The 23,222-nt window shown below is 64.2% G+C and carries 19 protein-coding genes; 11 read left to right on the top strand and 8 right to left on the bottom strand.

The window, feature by feature from the left end; all coding sequences use genetic code 11:
* The first annotated feature begins 109 nt into the window (after nt 1-109).
* The 6 genes from DFR52_RS22115 to DFR52_RS22140 all read left to right on the top strand — a co-directional run bounded on the left by DFR52_RS22115 (nt 110) and on the right by DFR52_RS22140 (nt 6,838).
* On the top strand, nt 110-2,428 hold the full coding sequence (locus tag DFR52_RS22115) for a putative bifunctional diguanylate cyclase/phosphodiesterase (protein ID WP_245415448.1): 2,319 nt from the start codon (nt 110-112) through the stop codon (nt 2,426-2,428).
* A gap of 313 nt (nt 2,429-2,741) precedes the next feature.
* Complete coding sequence (locus tag DFR52_RS22120) at nt 2,742-3,431, top strand: N-acyl amino acid synthase FeeM domain-containing protein (RefSeq protein ID WP_110034252.1); 690 nt, start codon at nt 2,742-2,744, stop codon at nt 3,429-3,431.
* 132 nt (nt 3,432-3,563) lie between these two features.
* Nucleotides 3,564-3,788 carry an aa3-type cytochrome c oxidase subunit IV gene (locus DFR52_RS22125; protein WP_110034253.1) on the top strand — a complete coding sequence of 75 codons (225 nt, stop codon included), beginning with the start codon at nt 3,564-3,566 and terminating at the stop codon, nt 3,786-3,788.
* A gap of 59 nt (nt 3,789-3,847) precedes the next feature.
* Entirely contained in the window at nt 3,848-5,014 is a 1,167-nt protein-coding gene (locus tag DFR52_RS22130) for a Re/Si-specific NAD(P)(+) transhydrogenase subunit alpha (RefSeq protein WP_425351242.1), read from the top strand.
* Nucleotides 5,014-5,430, top strand: coding sequence for an NAD(P) transhydrogenase subunit alpha part 2 (locus DFR52_RS22135; protein ID WP_110034254.1), 417 nt, complete (start codon nt 5,014-5,016; stop codon nt 5,428-5,430). Before DFR52_RS22130 ends, DFR52_RS22135 begins: the two co-directional genes overlap by 1 nt.
* 10 nt (nt 5,431-5,440) lie before the next feature.
* On the top strand, nt 5,441-6,838 hold the full coding sequence (locus tag DFR52_RS22140; protein WP_110034255.1) for an NAD(P)(+) transhydrogenase (Re/Si-specific) subunit beta: 1,398 nt from the start codon (nt 5,441-5,443) through the stop codon (nt 6,836-6,838).
* Between the two features lie 93 nt (nt 6,839-6,931).
* On the opposite strand, the gene DFR52_RS22145 is transcribed toward DFR52_RS22140, so the two are convergent.
* Nucleotides 6,932-7,819 carry a LysR family transcriptional regulator gene (locus tag DFR52_RS22145; protein ID WP_158285022.1) on the bottom strand — a complete coding sequence of 296 codons (888 nt, stop codon included), beginning with the start codon at nt 7,817-7,819 and terminating at the stop codon, nt 6,932-6,934.
* Nucleotides 7,820-8,029: 210 nt separating this feature from the next.
* On the opposite strand from DFR52_RS22145, the gene DFR52_RS22150 reads away from it, so the two are divergent.
* Nucleotides 8,030-8,866 (top strand): hypothetical protein, encoded by an 837-nt coding sequence (locus tag DFR52_RS22150; RefSeq protein ID WP_146215653.1) that lies wholly within the window; start codon nt 8,030-8,032, stop codon nt 8,864-8,866.
* 314 nt (nt 8,867-9,180) lie between these two features.
* Here DFR52_RS22150 and DFR52_RS22155 read toward each other — a convergent pair whose 3' ends face one another.
* Nucleotides 9,181-10,023 (bottom strand): tetratricopeptide repeat protein, encoded by an 843-nt coding sequence (locus tag DFR52_RS22155; RefSeq protein WP_110034334.1) that lies wholly within the window; start codon nt 10,021-10,023, stop codon nt 9,181-9,183.
* A 130-nt stretch (nt 10,024-10,153) separates the two neighbouring features.
* Nucleotides 10,154-10,453: a 30S ribosomal protein S21 gene (gene rpsU, locus DFR52_RS22160; RefSeq protein WP_245415453.1), complete on the bottom strand. Its 300-nt coding sequence runs from the start codon at nt 10,451-10,453 to the stop codon at nt 10,154-10,156.
* Nucleotides 10,454-10,740: 287 nt separating this feature from the next.
* Here rpsU and DFR52_RS22165 point away from each other — a divergent pair, with 287 nt between their 5' ends.
* The 4 genes from DFR52_RS22165 to DFR52_RS22180 all read left to right on the top strand — a co-directional run bounded on the left by DFR52_RS22165 (nt 10,741) and on the right by DFR52_RS22180 (nt 15,997).
* A complete protein-coding gene (locus tag DFR52_RS22165; protein ID WP_110034259.1) occupies nt 10,741-11,994 on the top strand; it encodes a sarcosine oxidase subunit beta in 1,254 nt (417 codons plus the stop codon).
* A 115-nt stretch (nt 11,995-12,109) separates the two neighbouring features.
* Nucleotides 12,110-12,445 (top strand): sarcosine oxidase subunit delta, encoded by a 336-nt coding sequence (locus tag DFR52_RS22170; RefSeq protein ID WP_110034260.1) that lies wholly within the window; start codon nt 12,110-12,112, stop codon nt 12,443-12,445.
* Nucleotides 12,442-15,438, top strand: a complete 2,997-nt coding sequence (locus DFR52_RS22175) for a sarcosine oxidase subunit alpha (RefSeq protein WP_110034261.1) — start codon at nt 12,442-12,444, stop codon at nt 15,436-15,438. The genes DFR52_RS22170 and DFR52_RS22175 overlap by 4 nt, the downstream gene beginning before the upstream one ends.
* Nucleotides 15,431-15,997 (top strand): sarcosine oxidase subunit gamma, encoded by a 567-nt coding sequence (locus DFR52_RS22180; protein ID WP_110034262.1) that lies wholly within the window; start codon nt 15,431-15,433, stop codon nt 15,995-15,997. Before DFR52_RS22175 ends, DFR52_RS22180 begins: the two co-directional genes overlap by 8 nt.
* A 103-nt stretch (nt 15,998-16,100) precedes the next feature.
* On the opposite strand, the gene DFR52_RS22185 is transcribed toward DFR52_RS22180, so the two are convergent.
* The 5 genes from DFR52_RS22185 to glgC form a co-directional block, all read right to left on the bottom strand.
* Complete coding sequence (locus tag DFR52_RS22185) at nt 16,101-16,589, bottom strand: MaoC family dehydratase (RefSeq protein WP_110034263.1); 489 nt, start codon at nt 16,587-16,589, stop codon at nt 16,101-16,103.
* 264 nt (nt 16,590-16,853) lie between these two features.
* On the bottom strand, nt 16,854-18,836 hold the full coding sequence (glgX, locus tag DFR52_RS22190) for a glycogen debranching protein GlgX (protein WP_342587914.1): 1,983 nt from the start codon (nt 18,834-18,836) through the stop codon (nt 16,854-16,856).
* A gap of 9 nt (nt 18,837-18,845) precedes the next feature.
* Nucleotides 18,846-20,474 carry an alpha-D-glucose phosphate-specific phosphoglucomutase gene (locus tag DFR52_RS22195; RefSeq protein ID WP_110034264.1) on the bottom strand — a complete coding sequence of 543 codons (1,629 nt, stop codon included), beginning with the start codon at nt 20,472-20,474 and terminating at the stop codon, nt 18,846-18,848.
* A complete protein-coding gene (gene glgA / locus DFR52_RS22200; protein WP_110034265.1) occupies nt 20,471-21,922 on the bottom strand; it encodes a glycogen synthase GlgA in 1,452 nt (483 codons plus the stop codon). The genes DFR52_RS22195 and glgA overlap by 4 nt, the downstream gene beginning before the upstream one ends.
* Entirely contained in the window at nt 21,922-23,193 is a 1,272-nt protein-coding gene (gene glgC / locus DFR52_RS22205) for a glucose-1-phosphate adenylyltransferase (protein WP_110034266.1), read from the bottom strand. Before glgC ends, glgA begins: the two co-directional genes overlap by 1 nt.
* Nucleotides 23,194-23,222: the final 29 nt, after the last annotated feature.

Below are 23,222 nucleotides of genomic sequence, written 5' to 3' on the forward strand. Positions count from 1 at the left end.
GTCAGGCTATACGACAATTGCAATCGCAGGTAATGCTTTTGGTGAACCCATTCTTAATGAACCCCGTGTAGAGTGGGGGCCTGATTCAATAGGTCCCAAAATGCAGCCAATGGGCAACACTGTGCTAGCGGCCGACGTCCGGCTCTCCTTCGTCGAGTCGCTCTACCAGAAGCGGGAAACGCTGTTTGCCGGCATGATCGTGCATGTCATCGTGGCGATGGCGGTGTATCTGCGCCTCAACGATCCGTTCTACCTCTTCTGCGCCCTGGCGGTGTTCTGCATCTGGTTTTGCCGCGTGCTCGGAATGCGCGCCTTCGACCGCTGCGACAGCAGCAAGTTCACGCTGGCCGAAACGCTCTTGTGGGAGCGGTGGTATGTCGCGGGTTCGCTCAGCATCGCTTTCACACTGGGCTCCATGAGCGCCTACGCCCTGGTGGTGGCGAACGATCCCTTCGCGGAACTGGCGACGATTTCGGTGACCATGGCGACAATGATTTCCGTCGTCGGGCGCAATTTCGGCTCGCGTCTGAACGCGGACATGATCATTCTGGCTGCATGCCTGCCCTTGATGGCCGGTTTCATGCTCGCCGGCGACCCATTCATGATCGTGCTGGCAATCATGCTGCTGCCGTTCTTCCTGACCACACGCTCGATGGCCAACGGGGTGCGCGATTTCCTGTTCAACACGGTGACCGCCGAACGCGAGACAGCCCAGATCGCTGAACGCTTCGACACGGCGCTCAACAACATGTCGCATGGGCTGTTCATGCTGGACGGCGACGGCCGGATAGAGGTCGCCAACCACAAGGCCCGCGAGATCTTCAATATCGAAGACGGGCTGGATCTGCGCGGACGCTCGTTCAAGGCGGCACTCAGGCTCGGCACACGCAACGGCAAGATCGATCGCGGCAACCTGGCACAGATCACCAGCCAGCTGGAACGGCTGACGAGCGGCGGCGAAGCACGCACGCTGATCAAGTTCGACCGAAAGACATGGCTGGAATTCACCTCGCGGAGACGGGGCGAAAACGGCGTCGTGCTGATATTCGAGGATGTGACCTCGCGGATCGAGCAGGATGACCGGATCCTGCACATGGCCCGGTTCGACAGCCTGACCGAACTGCCCAACCGCAACTGGTTCGGCGAACTGGTGGCCGAGAAGCTCTCCAGGGTCGACGGCGACCACAAGGTGGCCCTGGCAGTGCTGGATATCGATGACTTCAAGCACGTCAACGATACCCGCGGCCATGTGTCCGGCGACAAGCTGCTGTGCGCGATCTCGGCACGGTTGAGGTCGATGGCGCGGCACAAATTTGTCGTTTCGCGTTTCGGCGGCGATGAGTTCGTCCTGTTCTTCCCCGATGCTCCCGACGCGGCGCGGCTGACGCAACTGATGAACAAGGTGATCGACACGGTGCGCGGCACCTACCTCATCGACGGAAACAAGATCTATGTCAGCCTCAGCGCAGGCGTGGCCCTGGCTCCGGCCCGGGAGGCAATTCTCGAGGATCTGCAGATCCGTGCGGATCTGGCGCTCTACGACGCCAAGCGGCGTGACAAGAATCGCTGGTCGCTGTTCGTCGAATCGATGGACGCCAAGTATTCCGCGCGCCAGCGCCTTAAGGCGGATCTCCGCGAAGCCATTCGCGGCGAAACGATGGGCATCGTGTATCAGCCGATGTTCGAACCCACGGGCACCCGGATCGTCGGCGCGGAAGCGCTTTCGCGCTGGAACCATCCGGATCTTGGACCCATCTCGCCGGCCGTCTACATTCCCCTGGCCGAAGAGCTGGGCATCATCAGCGATCTCACCCACGGCATGATCAACAAGGCGGCGCGGGATTGCGCCACCTGGCCGGATCACCTGTTCGTCTCGGTCAACCTCTCCGCGCACGACGTTCGAAGCCGGGAAATCGTCTCCGTCGTGGCCGACACGCTGGATCGCCACAATCTGGATGCGAAGCGCCTGCACCTCGAGATCACCGAAAGCGCGCTGATGGATGATCTCGCAAGCGTGAGGACCATCCTGCAGGAATTGCGCTCGATGGGTGTCACGATGGCCATCGATGACTTCGGGACCGGCTATTCCAGCCTGAGCTATCTCGACATGCTGCCCATCAACAAGGTGAAGATCGACCGCGCCTTCGTGATGAACATCACCGAGGACGAGCGCAAGCTGAAACTGCTGCGCGGTGTCGTGCATCTGTCGCGCGAACTCGGTCTCGACATCGTGGTCGAGGGCGTGGAGACCGAGGCGCAGTTGAAGCTGATCCAGGACAACAATTGTGCCGATCTCATCCAGGGCTTCATCTTCGGAATGCCGATGCCGAACAGCGCTCTTGTCGAACTCATGAACAAGCTTGGAAACGGTCCCTACCGCAGGCAGCCGGTCAGCATGGCCAGCCACCGGGACGCCGGACGGAACTGATCCGGACCGGCGCGGGCGTCCCGCACATCCGGCGTGGGCAAATCGGGACCATTTTGCAGGCTGCGCGCGGCTGTCCGCCGCCTGCTTTTCACCAGAGGAAGTTGCAGGTGCTTTTTGACAGCCGGGCCGGCCGAAGCCCCCTAACCATTGAGTTTATTAACCATAACTGAATTTCCGGACTTCGAAATCATTCAATTTTGATTGATTAACCTCCTATTAAGGATAAGCTCCACTCATCGGATATCCACCGGGGGCTGTGATGCTAGATAGGACTGTCGAGAAACCGGTTGCGTCCCGGTTTGGCGCAAATGTGATGCGCTTCCTGAACAACATCGAGTATCGACGCATCGAATCCACCGAGGATCTCGAGGACATCGCGAGGATCCGCTACCGGGCCATGTCCTCCGTCGGCCTGGCACCGCCGGACGGGACAATCCTGATCGACGATCTCGATTTCAAGCCGAATGCCCATATCCTGGGCATCTATTTCGACGAGCGGCTGGTGTCGACGCTTCGCATCCATCACGTTACATCCAGCGAGCGCGATTCGGTGGCCGTGGCCCACTTTCCCGACGTCATGAATCCGCTGCTCGACGCGGGGCACACCTTCATCGACCCGGTGCGCTTTGCCGCTGATCCTGCAATCATGCGGGAATATCCGATGCTGCCCTATCTGACATTGCGGATCGTCACCATGGCGACAGACTATTTCCAGACCGATTACTGCCTGTCGGTGATCAAGCCCAACCACCGAGCGTTCTACAAGCGTATCTTCAATTTCAAGCCGATGGTCGAGCCCCGCTACTTTCCGAAGTACGGCAGCAATATCGAGCTGCACTGGTCCGACAGGATTGCCGATCTGCAGAACATCTATGACCGCTTCCCCTTCTTCAATTCCAAGCCCATAGAGCGGCGCCTGATGTTTGCGCCGCAGGCCCAGCTGGGTATGCCGTCACTGACCGTGCGACCGACCGCCCAGTATGCATTCGAACGGCTGAACTGACCGGCTCGACCCGGCGGAGCTGCGCTGGGTGACGCAATTGAACGATGACGATGGCGCCGGGGCGCCCTTCTCCATTGCACATCGAGATGCGTTTGTGTAAGCCGTCTGTATCTGGATCAATGGGAGAACACCATGTCTGAACATGTTGGCGGTGCAGCCGAAACCGGCGCGGCAATGGATTATTCCGAACACGACAAGACCTATGGCGGCTTTCTGGCCATGGCAAAATACGGCACGATCCACATCATCGCGCTGCTGATCGCAATGGCGGTCTTCTTCTTCACCGGCGCAGGCGCCATCGTCAGCTTCCTGACCTTCGTGGTTCTGGCTGCCGGCATCAGCTATCTGATGCGTTGAGCTGAATTGCTGAAGCCGTAGCGCTGCCTGGCCCGGCCCGAGCAGATGATTGCCAGCAAATGGAGGGGCTTGTTGTGGGTGATACTGTCTACATAGCCAAGGAATCCGACGCGCTCGAACCGCGAGTCGCCGCGTCACCGGATACCGTGAAGAGAATGACGGCGCTGGGCCTGGACGTGATCGTCCAGAAAGGCGCGGGGGCAGGATCGCAGATATCCGACGAGGCCTTCCAGGCGGCGGGAGCCCGGATCGGAACCGCGGCCGACGCCAAGAAGGCCGATGTGGTGCTGCGCGTGCGCCGCCCGTCCGACACCGACATCAAGTCGCTCAAGGCAGGCGCCATCGTGTTGGCGCAGATGGATCCCTATGGCAACGAACCGGCACTGGCCGCCCTTGCCAAGGCCGGCGTGACCGCCTTTGCCATGGAGCTGATGCCGCGCATTACCCGGGCGCAGTCGATGGATGTGCTGTCGTCCCAGGCAAACCTGGCCGGATACCAGGCGGTCATCGAGGCGGCGCACAGCTTCGGCCGCGCCATGCCGATGATGATGACGGCGGCCGGCACGGTGGCGGCCGCCAAGGTGTTCGTGATGGGCGCCGGCGTCGCCGGACTTCAGGCCATCGCCACCGCCCGCCGGCTCGGCGCCGCGGTTTCGGCCACCGATGTTCGCCCCGCGGCCAAGGAGCAGGTTGCCTCGCTCGGCGCCAAGTTCATCGCGGTCGAGGACGACGAGTTCAAGGCGGCCGAGACCGCCGGCGGCTACGCCAAGGAAATGTCGAAGGAATACCAGGCCAAGCAGGCCGCCCTCGTCGCCGACCACATCTCCAAGCAGGACATCGTGGTGACCACGGCGCTCATCCCCGGACGTCCGGCGCCGAGGCTGATATCGCGCGACATGCTCAAGGGCATGAAGCCGGGCTCCGTGGCCGTCGATCTGGCCGTCGAGCGCGGCGGCAACATCGAGGGCGCCAGGCCCGGCGAGACGGTCGTCATCGACGGCGTCACGGTCATCGGACTGCTGAACCTGCCGGGCCGCATCGCCGCCAGTGCGTCGCTGCTCTACGCCAAGAACCTGTACACATTCCTGGAAACCATGGTCGACAAGGAATCCGGGTCGGTCAAAGTCAACATGGATGACGAGCTGGTCAAGGCCACGGCGCTCACCCATGCCGGCGCCATCGTCCATCCCGCCTTTGGCGGCCAGACCAGCAAGGGAGCAGAGTGATGGCCGGAACCGTGCTCGACACAGCCCTCGAAAACCTCGACCAGGCGCTTGAGGCGGTTCGCACCGCCGCCCAGTCGCAGGCAGTCGCCGACGGCGCCGCCGCCGCCGCCCATGTGGCCACCGGAGGAGTGATCGATCCCTTCATCTTCCGCTTCGCCATCTTCATCCTGGCGATCTTCGTCGGCTACTACGTCGTCTGGTCGGTGACTCCGGCCCTGCATACCCCGCTCATGGCCGTGACCAATGCGATCTCGTCGGTCATCGTCGTCGGCGCGCTGCTGGCCGTCGGCGCCTCGGCGACAGGGATGGCGACCGGATTTGGCTTTGTCGCGCTGGTGCTTGCCTCGGTGAACATCTTCGGCGGCTTCCTCGTGACCCAGCGCATGCTGGCCATGTACAAGAAAAAAGAGAAGTGAGGGAAAGCTGATGTCCGAGAACCTTGCAGCTTTCCTCTATCTTGTCTCCGGCGTGCTGTTCATCATGGCGCTGCGCGGGCTTTCGCATCCGACCACCAGCCGGCAGGGCAACACCTACGGAATGGTCGGCATGGGAATTGCCATCGTCACCACGCTGCTTCTGGCCAAGCCGTCGCTGAGCAGCCTCGGGCTGATCCTCGTCGGCATCGCGGCCGGCGGTGGCGCGGGCGCCTGGATCGCGCGCAAGATCCCGATGACCTCGATGCCGCAGCTGGTGGCCGGCTTCCATTCGCTGGTCGGCCTGGCCGCCGTGCTGGTGGCCGCCGCCGCGCTCTATTCGCCGCACGCCTTCGGCATCGGCGAGGTGGGGCAGATCCACGGTCAGGCTCTGGTGGAAATGTCGCTCGGCGTCGCCATCGGCGCGGTGACCTTCACCGGCTCGATCATCGCCTTCCTCAAGCTCGACGGCCGCATGTCCGGCAAGCCGATCATGCTGCCGATGCGCCATGTGCTCAATGCCGGGCTGGCGATCGCCATCGTCGTCTTCATCGCCATCCTGGTCGCCACCGAAAGCCACACCGTGTTCTGGCTGATCGTTCTCTGCGCGCTGGCCCTCGGCGTGCTGCTGATCATTCCGATCGGCGGCGCCGACATGCCGGTGGTGGTCTCGATGCTCAACTCCTATTCAGGATGGGCAGCCGCGGGCATCGGCTTCACGTTGGGCAACCTGGCGCTGATCATCACCGGTGCCCTGGTGGGATCGTCGGGCGCGATCCTGTCCTACATCATGTGCAAGGCGATGAACCGCTCCTTCATTTCGGTCATTCTCGGCGGCTTCGGCGGTGAAGCCGCCGCCGCCGGCGGCGACGACATCGACCGCAGCGTCAAGCTTGGATCGGCCGACGACGCGGCCTTCCTGATGATGAACGCCTCCAAGGTCATCATCGTGCCCGGCTACGGAATGGCGGTGGCCCAGGCGCAGCACGCGGTGCGCGAGCTGGCAGACAAGCTCAAGGCAAACGGTGTCGAGGTCAAATACGCCATCCACCCGGTCGCTGGCCGCATGCCCGGCCACATGAACGTGCTCCTGGCGGAAGCCAACGTGCCCTACGACGAGGTGTTCGAACTCGAGGACATCAACTCGGAATTCGCCCAGGCAGACGTCGCCTACGTGATCGGTGCCAACGACGTCACCAACCCGGCGGCGCGCGACGACAAGACGTCGCCGATCTACGGCATGCCGATCCTCGATGTCGACAAGGCCAAGACCTGCCTCTTCGTCAAGCGCTCGCTCGGCTCCGGTTATGCCGGGATCGACAACACGCTGTTCTACAAGGACGGCACCATGATGCTGCTCGGCGACGCCAAGAAGATGACCGACGATATCGTCAAGGCGATGGATCACTGATCCTCAACATTGGGATCACATCGGCCCGCACGCTATGGCCTGCGGGCCTTTTCGGTCAGTGGCAGCCATCCGGCCGCGCGCTGCGAAGAGTGGCTATTGGCCACCGATTGACTGCCAGGGGAATGATCGCGCCGTGCGGACAGCCAGCGCAACGGGTCGGGAGTGCGGTCGTCCAGCCACGGTAACAAGACTGACCTGGCGATAGACCTCCGGCTCGACCACCAGACGGGTTTGAATCCCGTTCTGCATCGGCAGGAATTCCGGCATGACGGTAATGCCGAGGGCGGCATTCACCATCGCCTGAACCCAGTCCTCACGTTCGCCGACATATCGGATCTCCACGGTCTGATAGGGTCTTGCTATGTCAAGGCGCGCAAAGTTGCTGGGAAACTCGCAGTGCAGCCGTTTGACATAGGCTTCGCCTTCGAATTCTGAGAGGGGTACCGCGTTCATTTGCTCAAAGCGATGACCGGGCGGGAATGCCACCATGTAGCGCTCGCGAAACAATGGGGTCGGCCGCATCCAGTCATCGAAATTTGCTGCGGTGCTTATGGCGATGTCAATTTCGCCATGCCGGAGCGCTTCAGTCAGTTCCTCGCAGTTGGCCTCCCAGACATGAAGACGCAATTCCGAGGCGGCTTCTCCAAGGGTCCGCAGATACCCTGTCAGATGACGTGCGGGCATTGTTGCGACAACGCCTAGCTTCAAAGCCGTGTCAGCATCCGCATAGCGGCGGGCATCGCGTCGCGCGGCCTCCGTCGCTTCCCGTGCGGCACCCAGATGCTGGCGCATAAGACGCCCGAGATCGGTGAGATGGGTGAGGCTGCGTTCGCGGCGAAAAAGCTGGCCACCAAATTCATCTTCCAAGGCTTGTATGGCGCGCGTCAGCGACGGCACCGAAACTTCGCAACGTTGCGCCGCGCGGGTGAAATTCAGTGTCTCGCAGGCCATCAGAAAATAGCGGATCTGGTGCATTTCCATGTCGGTCTCCTGGCGAATTCGCATTGAGAGGCATGCAGCTTCTGCTCCTTCCCACAACCCGGGAGGGCATAATCTCATGAATGCATGCGGCGGACAATCTGCGGATTAGCGGCGTTGCGCGGAGCGTAACGTCTCGTTAGTCGCAGGTGTCTGGTCGGTTCCAGCGTTTTCCTTCAGGCTTTTGGTTGGGCCTCTGTCGCAGGCGGGCCCATGCAGAATGGCTTCAACAGGAAAGGAAAGACCATGCCCTTCATCATGACCACACCACCTCCAGCGCCCACGAATATCAACGAAATCCCGCCGTCAGTGGGCGATCGAGTGCTGCTCAACGACCCCAAGCAGGATCCCATTCCTGATGTCATCGCGGAACCGCTCTATGCCTTCATACGACAGGACGGGCAATTTCTGAACTTCGACCGCCGGGCAATGAACCTGCAGGTCTATGGCCAGTGGAATCTGGTGTTTGCCACAACGATCAGCAGGGATACGCCCATCACGCAGCAGTTGACTGAAGAAATGGGGATCGTCACCAGTAGCGAAGAGGAGCGTTCCTTCGCCGCAACCATCGGAGTAGATCTCGGCGTGCCGAGTCTCAACCTTGGCGCAATGATTTCGACGACCCTGTCGGCCGTGACGCGGCAGTCAATTCAGACGAGCAGCAAGACGACGTTGTCGACAACCTTCGACGCAACCACTGACAAGCCGGAATCGACGATCTGGTATTGGCAACTCAGGCTGAGCTATGAGGTCGACGGTACGGTTGTCGCCTTCGCGCCGCGCGATGCAAAGGCAGCGGCGCTACTGACCCAAAATGTCAATACAAATGCTGGACCTGGCAAGCAACGATCTGGCGGCGGCGCGATCCCGGTCCGGCGTTTTCCCGGCCGGGAATTCACCCAGACGCTAATGGTGGCGGATCAGATTTTCCGCACCACACAGTTCCCGCGCAGCAGCGCCGAGGTTGTGGTCGCCGATGCAGTCGGAAACAAGAGCAGCGTCCCCGAATTCGACAGCCAGGTCAGTGCCGGCGATCGTCAGGCGGCCTGAAACTGCACCATTTGTAGATACCGCATCTGCAATTGGCCCAGATGCTTATGCCAGCAGTCTTCAGGGGGTCTCACTGAGCGCTGCAGGCATAGGCCAGAGGCTTATCCGTCTCTATGCATCAAGTGGAATGTGCGTGGGGCAGGCGCCGTTAAAGGCCCAAGCCCCTGGGATAAAATGTATGGGCAGGTTCCGCGGTTGCTTGCCCAATGGGCCTAATGCATGTCGCCCGAAAGTGTGCAGCGGTTTCGGGACCACGACATGCAAAATCATAGAGCTAAAGCACATCGCGTGAATCTGAGCTCATGCGATGGGCTTTAGCGGACCCTTGCCAGGCCGTCGGTCGCCGGCTTGTACTTCGGATCCAGCTGCACCGCATGGGAGTAGGAGCGGATCGCCTTGGCCTTCTCGCCACGGCGCTCATAGATCAGGGCCTGGTTGGCCCAGGATTCCGCAACCTTGGCATTGAGATCGATGGCCCGGTTGAAATCCGCGAAGGCATTGTCGTCGTCGTTGAGCGCCACATAGGAAATTCCCCTGCCATTGTAGGGCTCGGGGGAGTTGGGCGCCAGCGAGATGGAGTTGGAGAAATCCTCGATCGCCTTCTCGTGCTGGCCGCGCAGCTGGAAGATCAGGCCGCGGTTGTGGTAGGCGCGCGGGTCGGTGGTGTCGAGGTCAATTGCGCGGTCGTAGTCGGCAGCCGCCTCGTTGATGCGCCCGGCCTGACGGTAGAGGTTGCCGCGACCGATATAGGCGACATCGTAGCGCGGATTGATCTGCAGGGCCCGGTTGTAGTCGTTGGCGGCTTCGGCGACATTTCCGGTGTTGCGCTGGATCAGCGCGCGGTTGGCGTAGGCCTGGTAGAAGCCCGGCTTGAGCTTGATGGCCATGTCGAAATCGGCGAGCGCATTGCTGAACTGGCCGCTGCGGCCATAGGCAGCACCGCGGACATTGTAGCCCTCGGGGTCGCTCGGATTGCGCCGGATCACATCCGTCAGCGACGAGATGTTCTCGCTGGTGCCCTGGGCGCTGTCGAGCTGGATGGCGTCGACCGGAGTGCTCGTGGTGGCGCAGCCCGACAGGGCCAGACCGAGTGCCGCCATGGCGGCGAGCATGGCAATCTGATGACCGCCCAATCGGGCGTCGCGCCGGTTTGTCATGTCTGCCACGCCATACCTCATTCCGCCGCCAGCATCGCAACTGACAAAATTCCATGAAAAAGGCGGCAACGAATGAATCGTCCCCGCCTCGTCTCTTATCATTGCCCAATCAGGCAAAAAAACGGCAAGTTCAGCGTGCGGGCGCCGCGACCGGACGGCCACCGCCGATGAGGCCTTCGCGCTGGGCGCGCTTGCGGGCAAGCTTGCGCACGCGGCGCACGGCTTCTGCCTTCTCACGGGCGCGCTTCTGGGAAGGCTTCTCGTAAAAATCGCGCATCTTCATTTCGCGGAAAATGCCTTCGCGCTGCATCTTCTTTTTCAGAGCGCGGAGCGCCTGATCGACATTGTTATCGCGGACAAGTACCTGCACGTTGATCCCGTTCCTTCGAGTTTTTCGTTGGCTGAAAATTGCTTTCGGACAAACAAACAATTGTTCGTTCGGCCGGGTAGCGTTACGATTGACGTGGCGGATACCAGTTTTGGTTTCCCGAGTCCAGTGGGTTTTCGATTTCCGGACCCGGTCGCGGCACCTTTGGTGCGGGTTTTTGCCGCATTTGGTGGTTCGCAAGGGTTAACGGGCGGCCGCGCAGGGCGAATTGATCCAGGCTCGAAATCGTGCGACGTCTCTGCGGCTTCCGGAGTCGCAAAGGGGCCTTTGCCGCGACACGGAATTTGCTTTTCATGCCTGAATTGTCCCGGATTGTTGGAGCTGACGCCATGCGCAAATATTCGATCTTCGCCGTCGCCCGGGAGGCGATGCGTGGACACAAGGGGTGGGACAAGCAGTGGACTTCGCCGGAGCCGAAGAAGGAGTACGACGTCATCATCGTCGGCGCCGGCGGCCACGGTCTCGGCACCGCTTACTATCTGGCCAAGGAGCACGGCATCACCAACATCGCGGTGATCGAGAAGGGCTGGCTTGGCGGCGGCAACACCGGACGCAACACCACCATCATCCGCTCGAACTATCTCTATGACGAGAGCGCCGGGCTGTACAATCACGCGCTCAATCTCTGGGAGGGCCTGTCGCAGGACCTCAATTACAATGTGATGTATTCGGCCCGCGGCGTGATGATGCTCTCGCACAATGTCCATGACGTGCAGGGTGCGAAGCGCCACATCCACGCCAACCGACTCAACGGCGTCGACAACGAATGGATGACGCCGGAACAGGCGAAGGCGTTCTGCCCGCCGCTCAACATCTCGCAGACGGCCCGCTATCCGGTCATGGGCGCCGCCCTGCAGCGCCGCGGCGGGGTCGCCCGCCACGACGCGGTGGCCTGGGGCTATGCCCGCGGCGCCGCCGACCGCGGCGTGCATGTGATCCAGAACTGCGAAGTCACCGGCGTGCGCCGCGGCGCGGACGGAGCTGTCGAGGGCGTCGACACGACGCGCGGCTTCATCGGCGCCAGGAAAGTCGGCGTTGTTGCCGCGGGCCACACATCGGTGATCATGGAGATGGCCGGCGTGCGCATGCCGCTCGAAAGCTTTCCGCTGCAGGCGCTCGTTTCCGAGCCGGTCAAGCCGATCTTTCCCTGCGTGGTGATGTCGAACACCGTGCATGCCTACATTTCCCAGTCCGACAAGGGCGAACTGGTCATCGGCGCCGGCACCGACCAGTACACGTCCTATTCGCAGACCGGCGGGCTGCACATCCTCAGTCACACGCTCGACGCCATCTGCGAGATGTTCCCGATCTTCAACCGCATGAAGATGCTGCGCTCCTGGGGCGGCATCGTCGATGTGACGCCGGACCGCTCGCCGATCGTCGGCAAGACGCCGGTGCCGGGGCTTTTCGTCAATTGCGGCTGGGGCACCGGCGGTTTCAAGGCGACTCCGGGCTCGGCGCATGTCTTTGCCCACACCATCGCCCGCGACGAGCCGCACAGGATCAACGCCGGCTTCACGCTCGACCGGTTCCGCTCCGGTCGCCTCATCGACGAGGCCGCGGCCGCGGCCGTGGCGCATTGAGCATGGCGAACCCTGATCGTTTCATTTCGCTGCGACGCGCCCCTGCGGGAACCCCGAACACGGGCGATCCGGCGACAGCCGCACTCAAAACCAAGATCTGACCGAGGCCAATCCCATGCTTTTGATCCACTGCCCCTACTGCCAGGAAGAGCGCCCGGAGCTTGAGTTTCGCAACACCGGCGAGGCCCATATCGCCCGTCCCGCCGACATTGCCAATATCAGCGACGAGGCCTTCGAGGTGTTCTTCTTCCTGCGTGACAACCCCAAGGGCCTGACCTACGAGCGCTGGCGCCACATCCACGGCTGCGGGCGCTTCTTCAATGCGGTGCGGGACACGGTCTCCGACAAGTTCGTGACCACCTACAAGGCCGGCCTGCCGAAGGTGGCCGTGGTTCGTGCTGACGATGGTTCGGTCAGGGTTTCCGACCGTGTCGAAGGAGCAGGTCTATGAGCGGCGCCAACCGGATTGCAGGCAAGGGACGGCTGACGCCGGCCAGGACTGTCCGCTTCACCTTCGACGGCCAGGCGCTGACGGCGGTCGAAGGCGACACCCTCGCCTCGGCGCTGATTGCCAACGGCATCCACCTCACCGGCCGTTCGTTCAAGTATCACCGTCCGCGCGGCATGCTTTCGGCCGGTCCGGAGGAGCCCAATGCGCTGATGGACATCGGTCGCGACAGCGCGCGCCGCACTCCCAATGTGCGCGCCACGGTCCAGGAAGTCTTTGACGGCATGCAGGCCAAGTCGCAGAACCGCTGGCCTTCGCTGTCCTTCGACATCGGCGCGGTCAACAATCTCGCCTCGCCGATGTTTGCCGCGGGCTTCTACTACAAGACCTTCATGTGGCCGAAGGCCGCCTGGAAGAAGCTCTATGAGCCGGTGATCCGCAACGCCGCCGGTCTCGGCGTCTCGCCCTCGGAGCGCGACCCGGACCACTATGCCAATCATCACGCCCATTGCGACGTGCTGGTCATCGGCGGCGGCGTCGCCGGGCTTGCCGCGGCGCTGTCGGCCGCGCATGCGGGCGCCGAGGTCATCATCTGTGACGAACAGCCGGAGATGGGCGGCGCGTTCCGCCACGAAACCGACACGACGATCGCCGGCAAATCCGGTTTTGACTGGGCCCAGGCCGTCGTGGCCGAGCTCCGCGCCATGGACAATGTCCGGGTGCTCACCCGCACCACCGCTTTCGGCTACCAGGCACAGAACCATGTCGGACTGGTCGAGCGCGTCACCGAGCATCTGGCCGCGCCCGATGCGCGGTTGCCGCGCGAGCGGATGTGGCAGGTGCGCGCCAGGCAGGTGGTGATCGCCACCGGCGCCATCGAGCGGCACATGGTATTCGCCAACAACGACCGTCCCGGCATCATGCTGGCCTCGGCGGCGCGCACCTTCCTCAACCATTTCGGCGTCGCTGTCGGCGCCAGGGTCGGCGTCTACACCGCCAATGATTCGGCCTACAACGCGGCGTTCGACCTGAAGCGGGCCGGCGTTTCCATTCCGGTGATCGTCGATGTGCGTCCCCAGGTCGATGCGGCGCTTCTCGCCCGCGCGGCAGACCTCGGCATCGAGGTGCTGACCGGTCACGCGGTGGTCGACACCAAGGGCTCGCTCCGCGTCAGGTCGATGAAGGTGGCCCGCATCGGCGGCGGGGGCGGCAAGGACTACGCCATCGATGCGCTGATCATGTCGTCGGGCTGGACGCCGTCGGTGCACATGTATTCGCAGTCGCGCGGCAAGGTGGTCTGGGACGAGGCGTCGGAACGCTTCCTGCCGGGCGTGCATCCGCAGGCCAGCATGAGCATCGGCGCCTGCAACGGCACCGATGATCTCAACGAGACCATCGCCGAAGCCGTCCGCGCCGGCCGCGAATCGGCCGAGAAGGCCGGCGTCGCCTCGGGCGGCGGCTGGGCGCCTCCGGCAGCTGTGGCCGGCACCAGCTGGGCCGGCAACATGATGGGCAGCGGCGAGGGCGCCGGACCGGACACCACGGTCAAGGCCTTCGTCGACTTCCAGAACGACGTCACCGCCAAGGACATCCGTCTGGCTGTGCGCGAGGGCATGGAGTCGATCGAGCACGTCAAGCGCTTCACCACCAACGGCATGGCCACCGACCAGGGCAAGACCTCCAACATCCACGGCCTGGCGATCGCCGCCGAGATGCTGGACCGGCCGCTGCCGAAGGTGGGGCTGACCACCTTCCGCTCGCCCTACACCCCGGTGACCTTCGGCGCCATCGTCAACCATTCCCGCGGCGCGCTGTTCGATCCGACGCGGAAGACGCCGATGCACGACTGGGAAGCTGCACATGGCGCGGTGTTCGAGGATGTCGGCCAGTGGAAGCGGGCCTGGTATTATCCGCGCACCGGCGAAGACATGCATCAGGCCGTCAACCGCGAGTGCCGCACCGTCCGCGAGGCCGCCGGGCTGTTCGACGCCTCGACGCTCGGCAAGATCGAGGTGGTCGGCCCCGACGCGGCCGCCTTCCTCAACCTGCTCTACACCAACAGCTGGGACAAGCTGGAGCCGGGCCGCTGTAAATACGGCATCATGCTGCGCGAGGACGGCTTCATCTATGATGACGGCGTCGTCGGCCGGATGGCCGAGGACCGCTTCCATGTCACCACCACCACCGGCGGCGCGCCGCGGGTGATGCACCACATGGAGGACTACCTGCAGACCGAATTCCCGCACCTGAAGGTGTGGCTGACATCGACCAGCGAGCAGTGGGCTGTGATCGCCGTCCAGGGTCCGAAGGCGCGCGAGATCATCGCGCCGCTGGTCGAAGGCATCGACATGTCCAGCGAGGCGATGCCGCATATGAGCGTCCGCGAGGGCCGGATCTGCGGCGTGCCGACGCGGCTGTTCCGCATGTCGTTCACCGGCGAGGCCGGCTTCGAAGTCAACGTGCCCGCCGATTACGGCAAGGCCGTCTGGGAGGCCATCTGGGCCCGGGCGGAGCCGATGGGCGCCTGCGCCTACGGCACCGAGGCCATGCATGTGCTGCGCGCCGAGAAGGGCTACATCATCGTCGGCCAGGACACCGACGGCACGGTGACGCCCGATGACGCGGGTCTCAACTGGGCGGTGGCGAAGAAGAAGCCGGACTTTGTCGGCATTCGCGGCATGAAGCGCCCCGATCTGGTGCGCGAGGGCCGTAAGCAGCTCGTGGGCCTGCAGACGCGCGATCCGAAGATCGTGCTGGAGGAGGGCGCACAGATCGTCGCCGATCCAAACCAGACCGTGCCGATGAAAATGCTGGGCCACGTCACGTCGTCCTACTGGTCCGAGAATTGCGGCCGCTCCATCGCCATGGGCGTGGTCGCCGGCGGCCGATCGCTGATGGGCCAGACACTCTATGTGCCGATGCCGGACCGGACCATCGAGGTCACGGTCACCGACACGGTCTTCATCGACAAGCAGGGAGAACGCCTCAATGGCTGATATCGCGCACGCCCACCGTTCCGAGCCATTGTCCGGGCGCGTCGCCGGCGCCGCTGGTGTCACGGTCACGCCGGCGCCTGCCGCCGGCCGCGTGGCGCTCCGGGTCAATCCGTCCGAAGCCGGACAGCTGTCGTCGATCCTCGGCCTCGCGCTGCCGCTCAGTCCGAAGACATCGGTCACGACCGAGACCGGACGCATGGCACTGTGGCTCGGTCCCGATGAATGGCTGCTGATCGATGCGTCGGTCGACGCCGGCCCGCACTTGACCTCGGCGCTGTGCGAGGCCGGCGTGCTGGTCTCGGCGGTCGATGTGTCCCACCGCAACACCGCGATATTGGTCGAAGGCGCAGGCGCGCAGGCGACGCTCGAATCGGGCTGCCCGCAGAACCTGTCGCTGACGGCGTTTCCGGTCGGCGCCTGTTCGCGCACGGTTCTCGGCAAGATCGAGGTGGTGATCCTGCGCACCGGCGCTGAGGCGTTCCGGGTCGAGTGCTGGCGCTCGTTCTCCGATTACGCCTTCACCTTCCTCGCCGACGCGGCAGGCGACGCGCTCGCCTGAGCCAGGCTTCGGCCGGGTGGCGGACGACAGCGACCGATTCCGCCGACAGCGGGTTTCGGCGCGGTCGGCGGATGAAGCGCCGCTGGCTCCCGATCCGGCGTCGTCAGACGGTCGCGGGGCGGTCCTTGGGGTCGAACTGGATGATGGTCAGCCACTTGGCGACCAACGCCGGCTTCGTCTGGCTCTCGATCTCGATCGTAACGTCATAGGTGACCATCACCATTCCGGCGCCGCGAAACCGTGCATCGGCCAGCACGAAGCGGCCGCGAATGCGGGCACCCGCCGGGACCGGAGCCATGAAGCGGACCTTGTCGAAGCCGTAATTGATGCCCATCGTCTGCTCGCGCACCTTGGGCAGGCAGTCGTAATTCATCGCCGAGAGCATCGACAGGGTGAGAAAGCCGTGGGCGATGGTGCCGCCGAACGGCGTTTCGGCCGCCCTGGCAGGATCGACATGGATGAACTGATGGTCGTCCGTGGCGGCGGCAAACTGGTCAATCCGCGATTGCGGCATCGCCATCCATTCGGAAATTCCCTGTTCGCTTCCGATCAGGCCGATGATATCGGCCAATGCTATTTCGCGCGGCGCCATGGAGTGTGTCCTGCAGTTGAAACGGGTTCAAGGTCTTCATCTAAAGCACATCGCGTGGATTCAGATTCGCGCGATGTGCCTTAGCTCTTTGCTTATGCATGTCGCCCGAAACCGCTGCACACTTTCGGGCGACATGCATTAGAACGCTTTTGCTCCTCATGGAATCGCAAAAGCGCCCAACTCATCGACTTGTCGCATTGTTCGGCCAGGAAGTGAAACCCGCCTCTCAACGTCATGCGCTGCAGGCCTCTGCCTGCCGTTGGCTCACTCCGCCCGCTCGATCCAGCAGGCGACGCAACGGGCGGGAACCCGTGACATCTCGTCCAATCCGGGTGCTGCCGGTCGCCAATGGCCGTCCGTCGGCGGCAGGGTGATCGGGATGGCGTCGCGCCCGCGATTGAACGCCAATGCCAGTCGGCCGGCACCATCGCCCAGAATCATGACAAGCAGATGGGTGTGCGGATCTTCCCATTCGTCCACCGTCAGGCGGCCGCCATGGGCGGCGAGCCATTCCACCCGGTCCGCGCCGTCCGCTCCCTCGCCCTGATGCAGGAACGCGGCGCGCATGAGCGGCGGCAGTTCGGCCCTGAGCCTGGCCCAGGCGCGGGTGAAGTCCAGCCTGCGCTCGTCGATCCGCGACCAATCGCGCCAGGTGATCGCGTTGTCCTGGGCATAGGCATTGTTGTTTCCGCCCTGGCTGTGGCCGAACTCGTCGCCGGCGGTCATGAGGATGGTGCCGCGGCTGGCAAACAGGGTGGCGATCAGCGCTTCGGCATCCTGGCTGCGGGCGGCGAGTATGCCGGCGTCGGCGGTGTCGCCCTCGACGCCGGCGTTCCATGACAGGTTTTCGCCGTGCCCGTCGCGGTTTTCCTCGCCGTTGGCCTCGTTGTGCTTGTGCTCGAAGCGGACGAGATCGCCGAGCGGGAAGCCGTCATGGGCGGCAATGAAGTTGACGGTGCGGGTCCCGGTGGCGCCGTCGCCGGCGAAGACATCGGACGAGCCCGCAAGCCGGGTTGCGAGCGCGCCAAGCATCTGCGCGTCGCCGCGCCAGAACCGGCGGATGTCGTCGCGCGCCCGGTCGTTCCATTCGAGCCAGGGCCGGCGGAATTTTCCGAGCTGGTAGCCGCCCGGGCCGATGTCCCAGGGTTCGGCGTGCAGCACCCGGTCCGAGAGCACGGAATCCTGCGCGATTCGGCGCAGAAGCGCCGCGTCCGGGTTGAAGCCGGCGTCGTCGCGGCCGAGGATGGGCGCCAGATCGAAGCGGAAGCCGTCGACACCGCCCTGCTCGACCAGAAACCGCATGGCGCTCAGCACCAGTTCCTGCACCACCAGGCGGTCGCAGGCGAGCGTGTTGCCGCAGCCGGTGTCGTTGACGAGGATGCCGGCATTGTCGGCCTGGTGCCGGTAGTAGGCGGCGTTACCCAGCCCGCGCAGCGAGAGTGTCGGCCCCTCCAGATCGCTTTCCCCGGTGTGATTGTAGACCACATCGACGAGCACGCCGATGCCGGCCTCGTGCAGGGCGTCCACCGCCAGGCGCAGATCGGCCACGCCGCTGGGCGCCAGCCGCGGGTCGAGCGCCAGCATGGTCACGGGGTTGTAGCCCCAGGCATTGGAAAGGCCCAGCGGCGGCAGGTGCCGTTCGTCGATCCAGGCGGCGATCGGCATCAGTTCGACGGCGCAGACATGCAGCGACCTGAGATGGGCGATGATGGCCGGATGGGCGAGAGCACTGAGTGTGCCGCGGATTTCCGCGGGCACGTCCGGATGCAGCATGGTGAAGGCGCGGACGGGCAGTTCGTAGATCAGGCCGCCGGGGGTGAACAGCGGCGGGGCAACGCTGCGCGCCGGCAGCGGCGCCTCGATGACCGCCTTGGGGACGATGTCGGCGGTGTCCACGCCACGCTGGCCGAGCCGGGAATCATGCACGAAGGGTCGGTCGAGCCGCACCGCATAGGGATCGATCAGCAGCTTGGTCCGATCGAAGCGATGGCCCTGTTCCGGCTGCCAGGGCCCGTCGGCGCGCAGCCCGTAGCGGTCGCCGGCTTTCACGCCGGCGATCAGGCCGGAGAACAGGTCATCATCGGTCTGTGGCAGCGCATGGCGGCCGGTTTCCCTGTCATCGGCATCAAACAGGCAGACCGAGACAGCCGTGGCCGCCGGGGCGCGGACCGTGAAGCGGACGCCGCCCGGCGCCAGTTCGGCGCCGGGTCCGGAGAGTGTCTGGGATTGCGCCGGGCTGCCTGGCAAGTGCTGCCCTCAGGTGATCACGGTCGGCGCATCGCGACCGGTGAGCGCGCGGATCGAGGCCAGTTCCTCGGCGGCGGCGATCAGGTCGGAGAGCGCCTCCTGGGTGTCGCGGTTGTGGCGGGCCGGGTCGGGCTCGTAGAATTCCATGTAGACGCGCAGCGTGGCGCCCGATGTTCCGGTGCCGGAGAGCCGGAAGACGATGCGTGCGCCGCCCTCGAAGTGGATGCGGATGCCCTGGTTCCGGCTCACCGACAGGTCGACGGGGTCGTGGTAGGAAAAATTGTCGGCGCGCGCCACGGTCAGCGGCCCGAGCTTCGTTCCCGGCAGCGCGCCGAACCTCTCCTCGATCCGCGCCATCAGGGTGTTGGCGGCATCGGTGTCGACGGCCTCGTAGTCGTGGCGGGAGTAATAGGTGCGGCCGTAGGTGGCCCAGTGGTCCTCAACGATTTCGAGCACCGATTGGCGGCGGACGGCGAGGATGTTGAGCCACAGCAGCACCGCCCAGAGACCGTCCTTCTCGCGCACATGGGTCGAACCGGTGCCCGCGCTTTCCTCGCCGCAGATCGTCACCCTGCCGGCATCGAGCAGGTTGCCGAAGAACTTCCAGCCGGTCGGGGTCTCGTAGAGTTGCACTTCCATCTTCGCCGCGACCCGGTCGGCGGCTCCGCTCGTCGGCATCGAGCGGGCGATGCCGGCGATCCCGGCCTTGTAGCCCGGAGCGAGATGGGCGTTGGCGGCCAGCATGGCGAGCGAATCCGACGGGGTGACGAAGATCGACCTGCCGATGATCAGGTTGCGGTCGCCATCGCCATCCGACGCGGCGCCGAAATCCGGCGCGTCCGGTGCCATCATGGTATCGTAGAGTTCCCTGGCGTGCACCAGGTTCGGATCCGGGTGGTGGCCGCCGAAATCCTCGAGCGGCACGTCGTTGCGGATGAGCGCCGGGTCGGCGCCGAGGCGGTTGACGAGGATCTCGCGCGCATAGGGACCGGTGACCGCATGCATGGCGTCGAAGGTCACCCTGAAGCCGCCGGCGATCAGGTCGCGGATAGCGCCGAAGTCGAACAGATGCTCCATCAACTCGGCATAGTCGTCGACGGGATCGATCACCTCGATCATCAGCCCGCCCGCGTTCAGGCTGCCGATGCTGTCGAGATTGACGTCCGGGAAATCCGCCGTGAGATAGCGGTCGATCACCCTGGAGCGGGCGAAGATGGCATCGGTCAGCGATTCGGGTGCCGGCCCGCCATTGGAGGCGTTGTACTTGATGCCGAAGTCCTCGTTCGGCCCGCCCGGATTGTGGCTGGCCGACAGGATGATGCCGCCGAAGGCCTTGTGCTTGCGAATCACATGCGAGACCGCCGGCGTTGACATGATGCCGCCCTGACCGACGAGAACGCGGCCGAAGCCGTTGGCCGCCGCCATGCGCAGGGCGATCTGGATGACCTCGCGATTGTAGTAACGGCCGTCGCCGCCGATCACCAGCGTCTCCCCCTTGAACCCCTGCAGGCTGTCGAAGATCGACTGGATGAAGTTCTCGGTGTAATTCTGCTGCTGGAACACCGGCACTTTCTTGCGCAGGCCGGACGTGCCGGGCTTCTGGTCGGAATAGGGCGTGGAGGAGACGGTCCGGATCATGGCGTGGCGGTCCTTGGCTGTGTCAGGCTTGTGTAAAGATCGGCATAGCGGGCGGCGCTGCGATCCCAGGAGACGTCGGCCTTCATGCCCTGATTCTGCAGCCGGGCCCAGACCTGCGGATCGGCATAGGCGCGAATGGTGCGCCGGATGGCTTCGCGCACGGCGTCGGCGGAGACCGGCGAAAACTGGAAGCCGGTGGCGACCCGGGCAGCCAGTGCGGCTTCGTTGGCATCGATGACGGTGTCGGCGAGCCCGCCGGTGCGGCTGACAACCGGGATGCAGCCGTAGCGCAGGCCGTAGAGCTGGGTCAGGCCGCACGGCTCGAATCGCGACGGGATCAGGATCGCATCGCCGCCGGCCTGCATCAGGTGCGACAGCGGCTCGTCGTAGCCCTTGACCATGCCGATGCGGCCGCGGTGCCGGGCGGCGGCTGCCAGCAGGGCGCCTTCGAGCGCCTGGTCTCCGGAGCCGAGCACCGCCAGCTTGCCACCCATGGCGACAAGGTCGTCGGCAATCCCGGCCAGGATATCCATGCCCTTCTGCCAGGTCAGGCGGCTGATGACGATGAAGATCGGACCGGGGGCGTCGTCGAGGCCGAAGCGGCTCACCAGCGCGGCCCGGTTGATGGCGCGCCTGCGGCGGCTGCCGCGGCCGTAATTGGCGGGGATCAGCGGATCCGTCTCCGGATTCCAGACTTCCGTGTCGATGCCGTTGACGATGCCGTGCAGGTCGTCGGTCCGGGCGCGGACCAGCCCGTCAAGTCCCATCCCGAACTCCTGAGTGCGGATCTCCTGGGCATAGGTCGGGCTGACGGTGGATATCGCCGAGGCCATCTGCATCCCGCCCTTGAGGAAGCTGACGTCGCCGTAATATTCGAGTCCGTCCATGGCAAAGACCGACACCGGCAGGCCGAGGCCGGCGAAGATCTCCGGGCCGAACTGGCCCTGGAAGGCGAGGTTGTGGATGGTCAGCACGGTGGGCGTGCCGGCCGCGCGGCCCTGGGCCATGTAGACCGGCACCAGCCCGGTCTGCCAGTCGTGGACATGGACCAGATCGGGGGTCCAGCCGGCAATGGAGCCCTCGGCGATGTCGGCGGCAACCCGGCTCAGCGCCGCAAACCGCTTCCAGTTGTCGGGGTAGTCCTTGCCGGATGCATCCGTATAGGGCCCGCCGGCACGCTCGAAGAGCTCGGGCGCGTCGAGCACCAGACAGTCGACCTGACCGACGCGCACCGCCAGCACGCTGGCGCGGACCCCGAACAGATCGTCGAGATGCATCACCGCTTTCGGCCGCTTGATCTGCGCCTTGACCGCCGGGTATCCGGGCAGCAGCACCCGCATGTGGATGCCGAGGAGCGCCAGCGCGGAGGGCAGGGCGCCCGTCACATCGGCGAGGCCCCCGGTCTTGATCAGCGGGTACATCTCGGAGGCGACCGACAGCACTTTCATCAGGTGACGGTTCCCAGCCGGTCGATCATGGACTGGGTGACCAGGCAGATCCCGGACTCAGTGCGCCGGAAGCGCCTGCCGTCGAGCTCCGGATCCTCGCCGACCACCAGCCCTTCCGGGATTTCGACGCCCCGGTCGATGATCACCTTGGTCAGCCGCGCATGACGGCCGATGATGCAGTCGGGCAGCACCACCGCGTCCTCGAGATGGGAGTAGGAGTTGGCGCGCACGCCGGTGAAGATCAGCGAGCGGTTGAGGGAGGAGCCGGAGATGATGCAATCCCCCGACACCAGCGAGGAGACGGCCGAGCCGCGGCGGTTCTCCTCGTCGTGCACGAATTTCGCCGGCGGCTTGATCTCGGCATAGGTCCAGATCGGCCAGGACCGGTCATAGAGATCGAGTTCCGGAACGATGTGGGTCAGGTCGATATTGGCCTGCCAGTAGGCATCGACGGTGCCGACATCGCGCCAGTAGGCTTCCGCCTCCATGTTGGCGCGCACGCAGGAATCGGAAAAGCGGTGGGCGACGGCTTTACCGTTCTTGACGATGTGGGGGATGATGTCCTTGCCGAAATCGCGGCTGGAGCCGGGCGTCGCGGCGTCGCGGCGCAGTTCATCCATCAGGAACTTGGTGTTGAAGACATAGATGCCCATCGAGGCCAGCGCCCTGTCGGGCTTGTCGGGCATTCCCGGCGGATCGGCGGGCTTCTCGACGAAGGCGATGATCTCGTCCTTGGCGTTGATATGCATGACGCCGAAACCGACGGCTTCCATGCGCGGCACTTCGAGACAGCCGACCGTGACGTCGGCGGCCGAATCGACGTGCTGGCGCAGCATCAGTTCGTAGTCCATCTTGTAGATGTGGTCGCCGGCGAGAATGACCATGTATTCCGGCCCGTAGCTCTCGATGATGTCGATGTTCTGGAACACCGCGTCGGCGGTGCCGTCATACCACTGGGTCTCGGAGACCCGCTGGCTGGCGGGCAGGATATCGAAGCTCTCGTTGCGCTCTGGGCGCAGGAAGTTCCATCCGCGCTGCAGGTGCCGGATCATCGAATGCGCCTTGTACTGGGTCGCGACCCCGATGCGGCGGATGCCGGAATTGAGCGCGTTGGAAAGGGCAAAGTCGATGATCCGGGTCTTGCCGCCGAAATAGACGGCCGGCTTGGCGCGCCGGTCGGTCAACTCCTTCAGGCGGCTGCCGCGGCCCCCGGCCAGCACATAGGCCATTGCGTCACGAGCCAGCGGTTGCGGCCTCGGTGTCTTGTCCATTGTCTGTTCCTCCCCATTCCAAGCATTGC

Source organism: Hoeflea marina, assembly GCF_003182275.1.
GTDB lineage: Bacteria > Pseudomonadota > Alphaproteobacteria > Rhizobiales > Rhizobiaceae > Hoeflea > Hoeflea marina.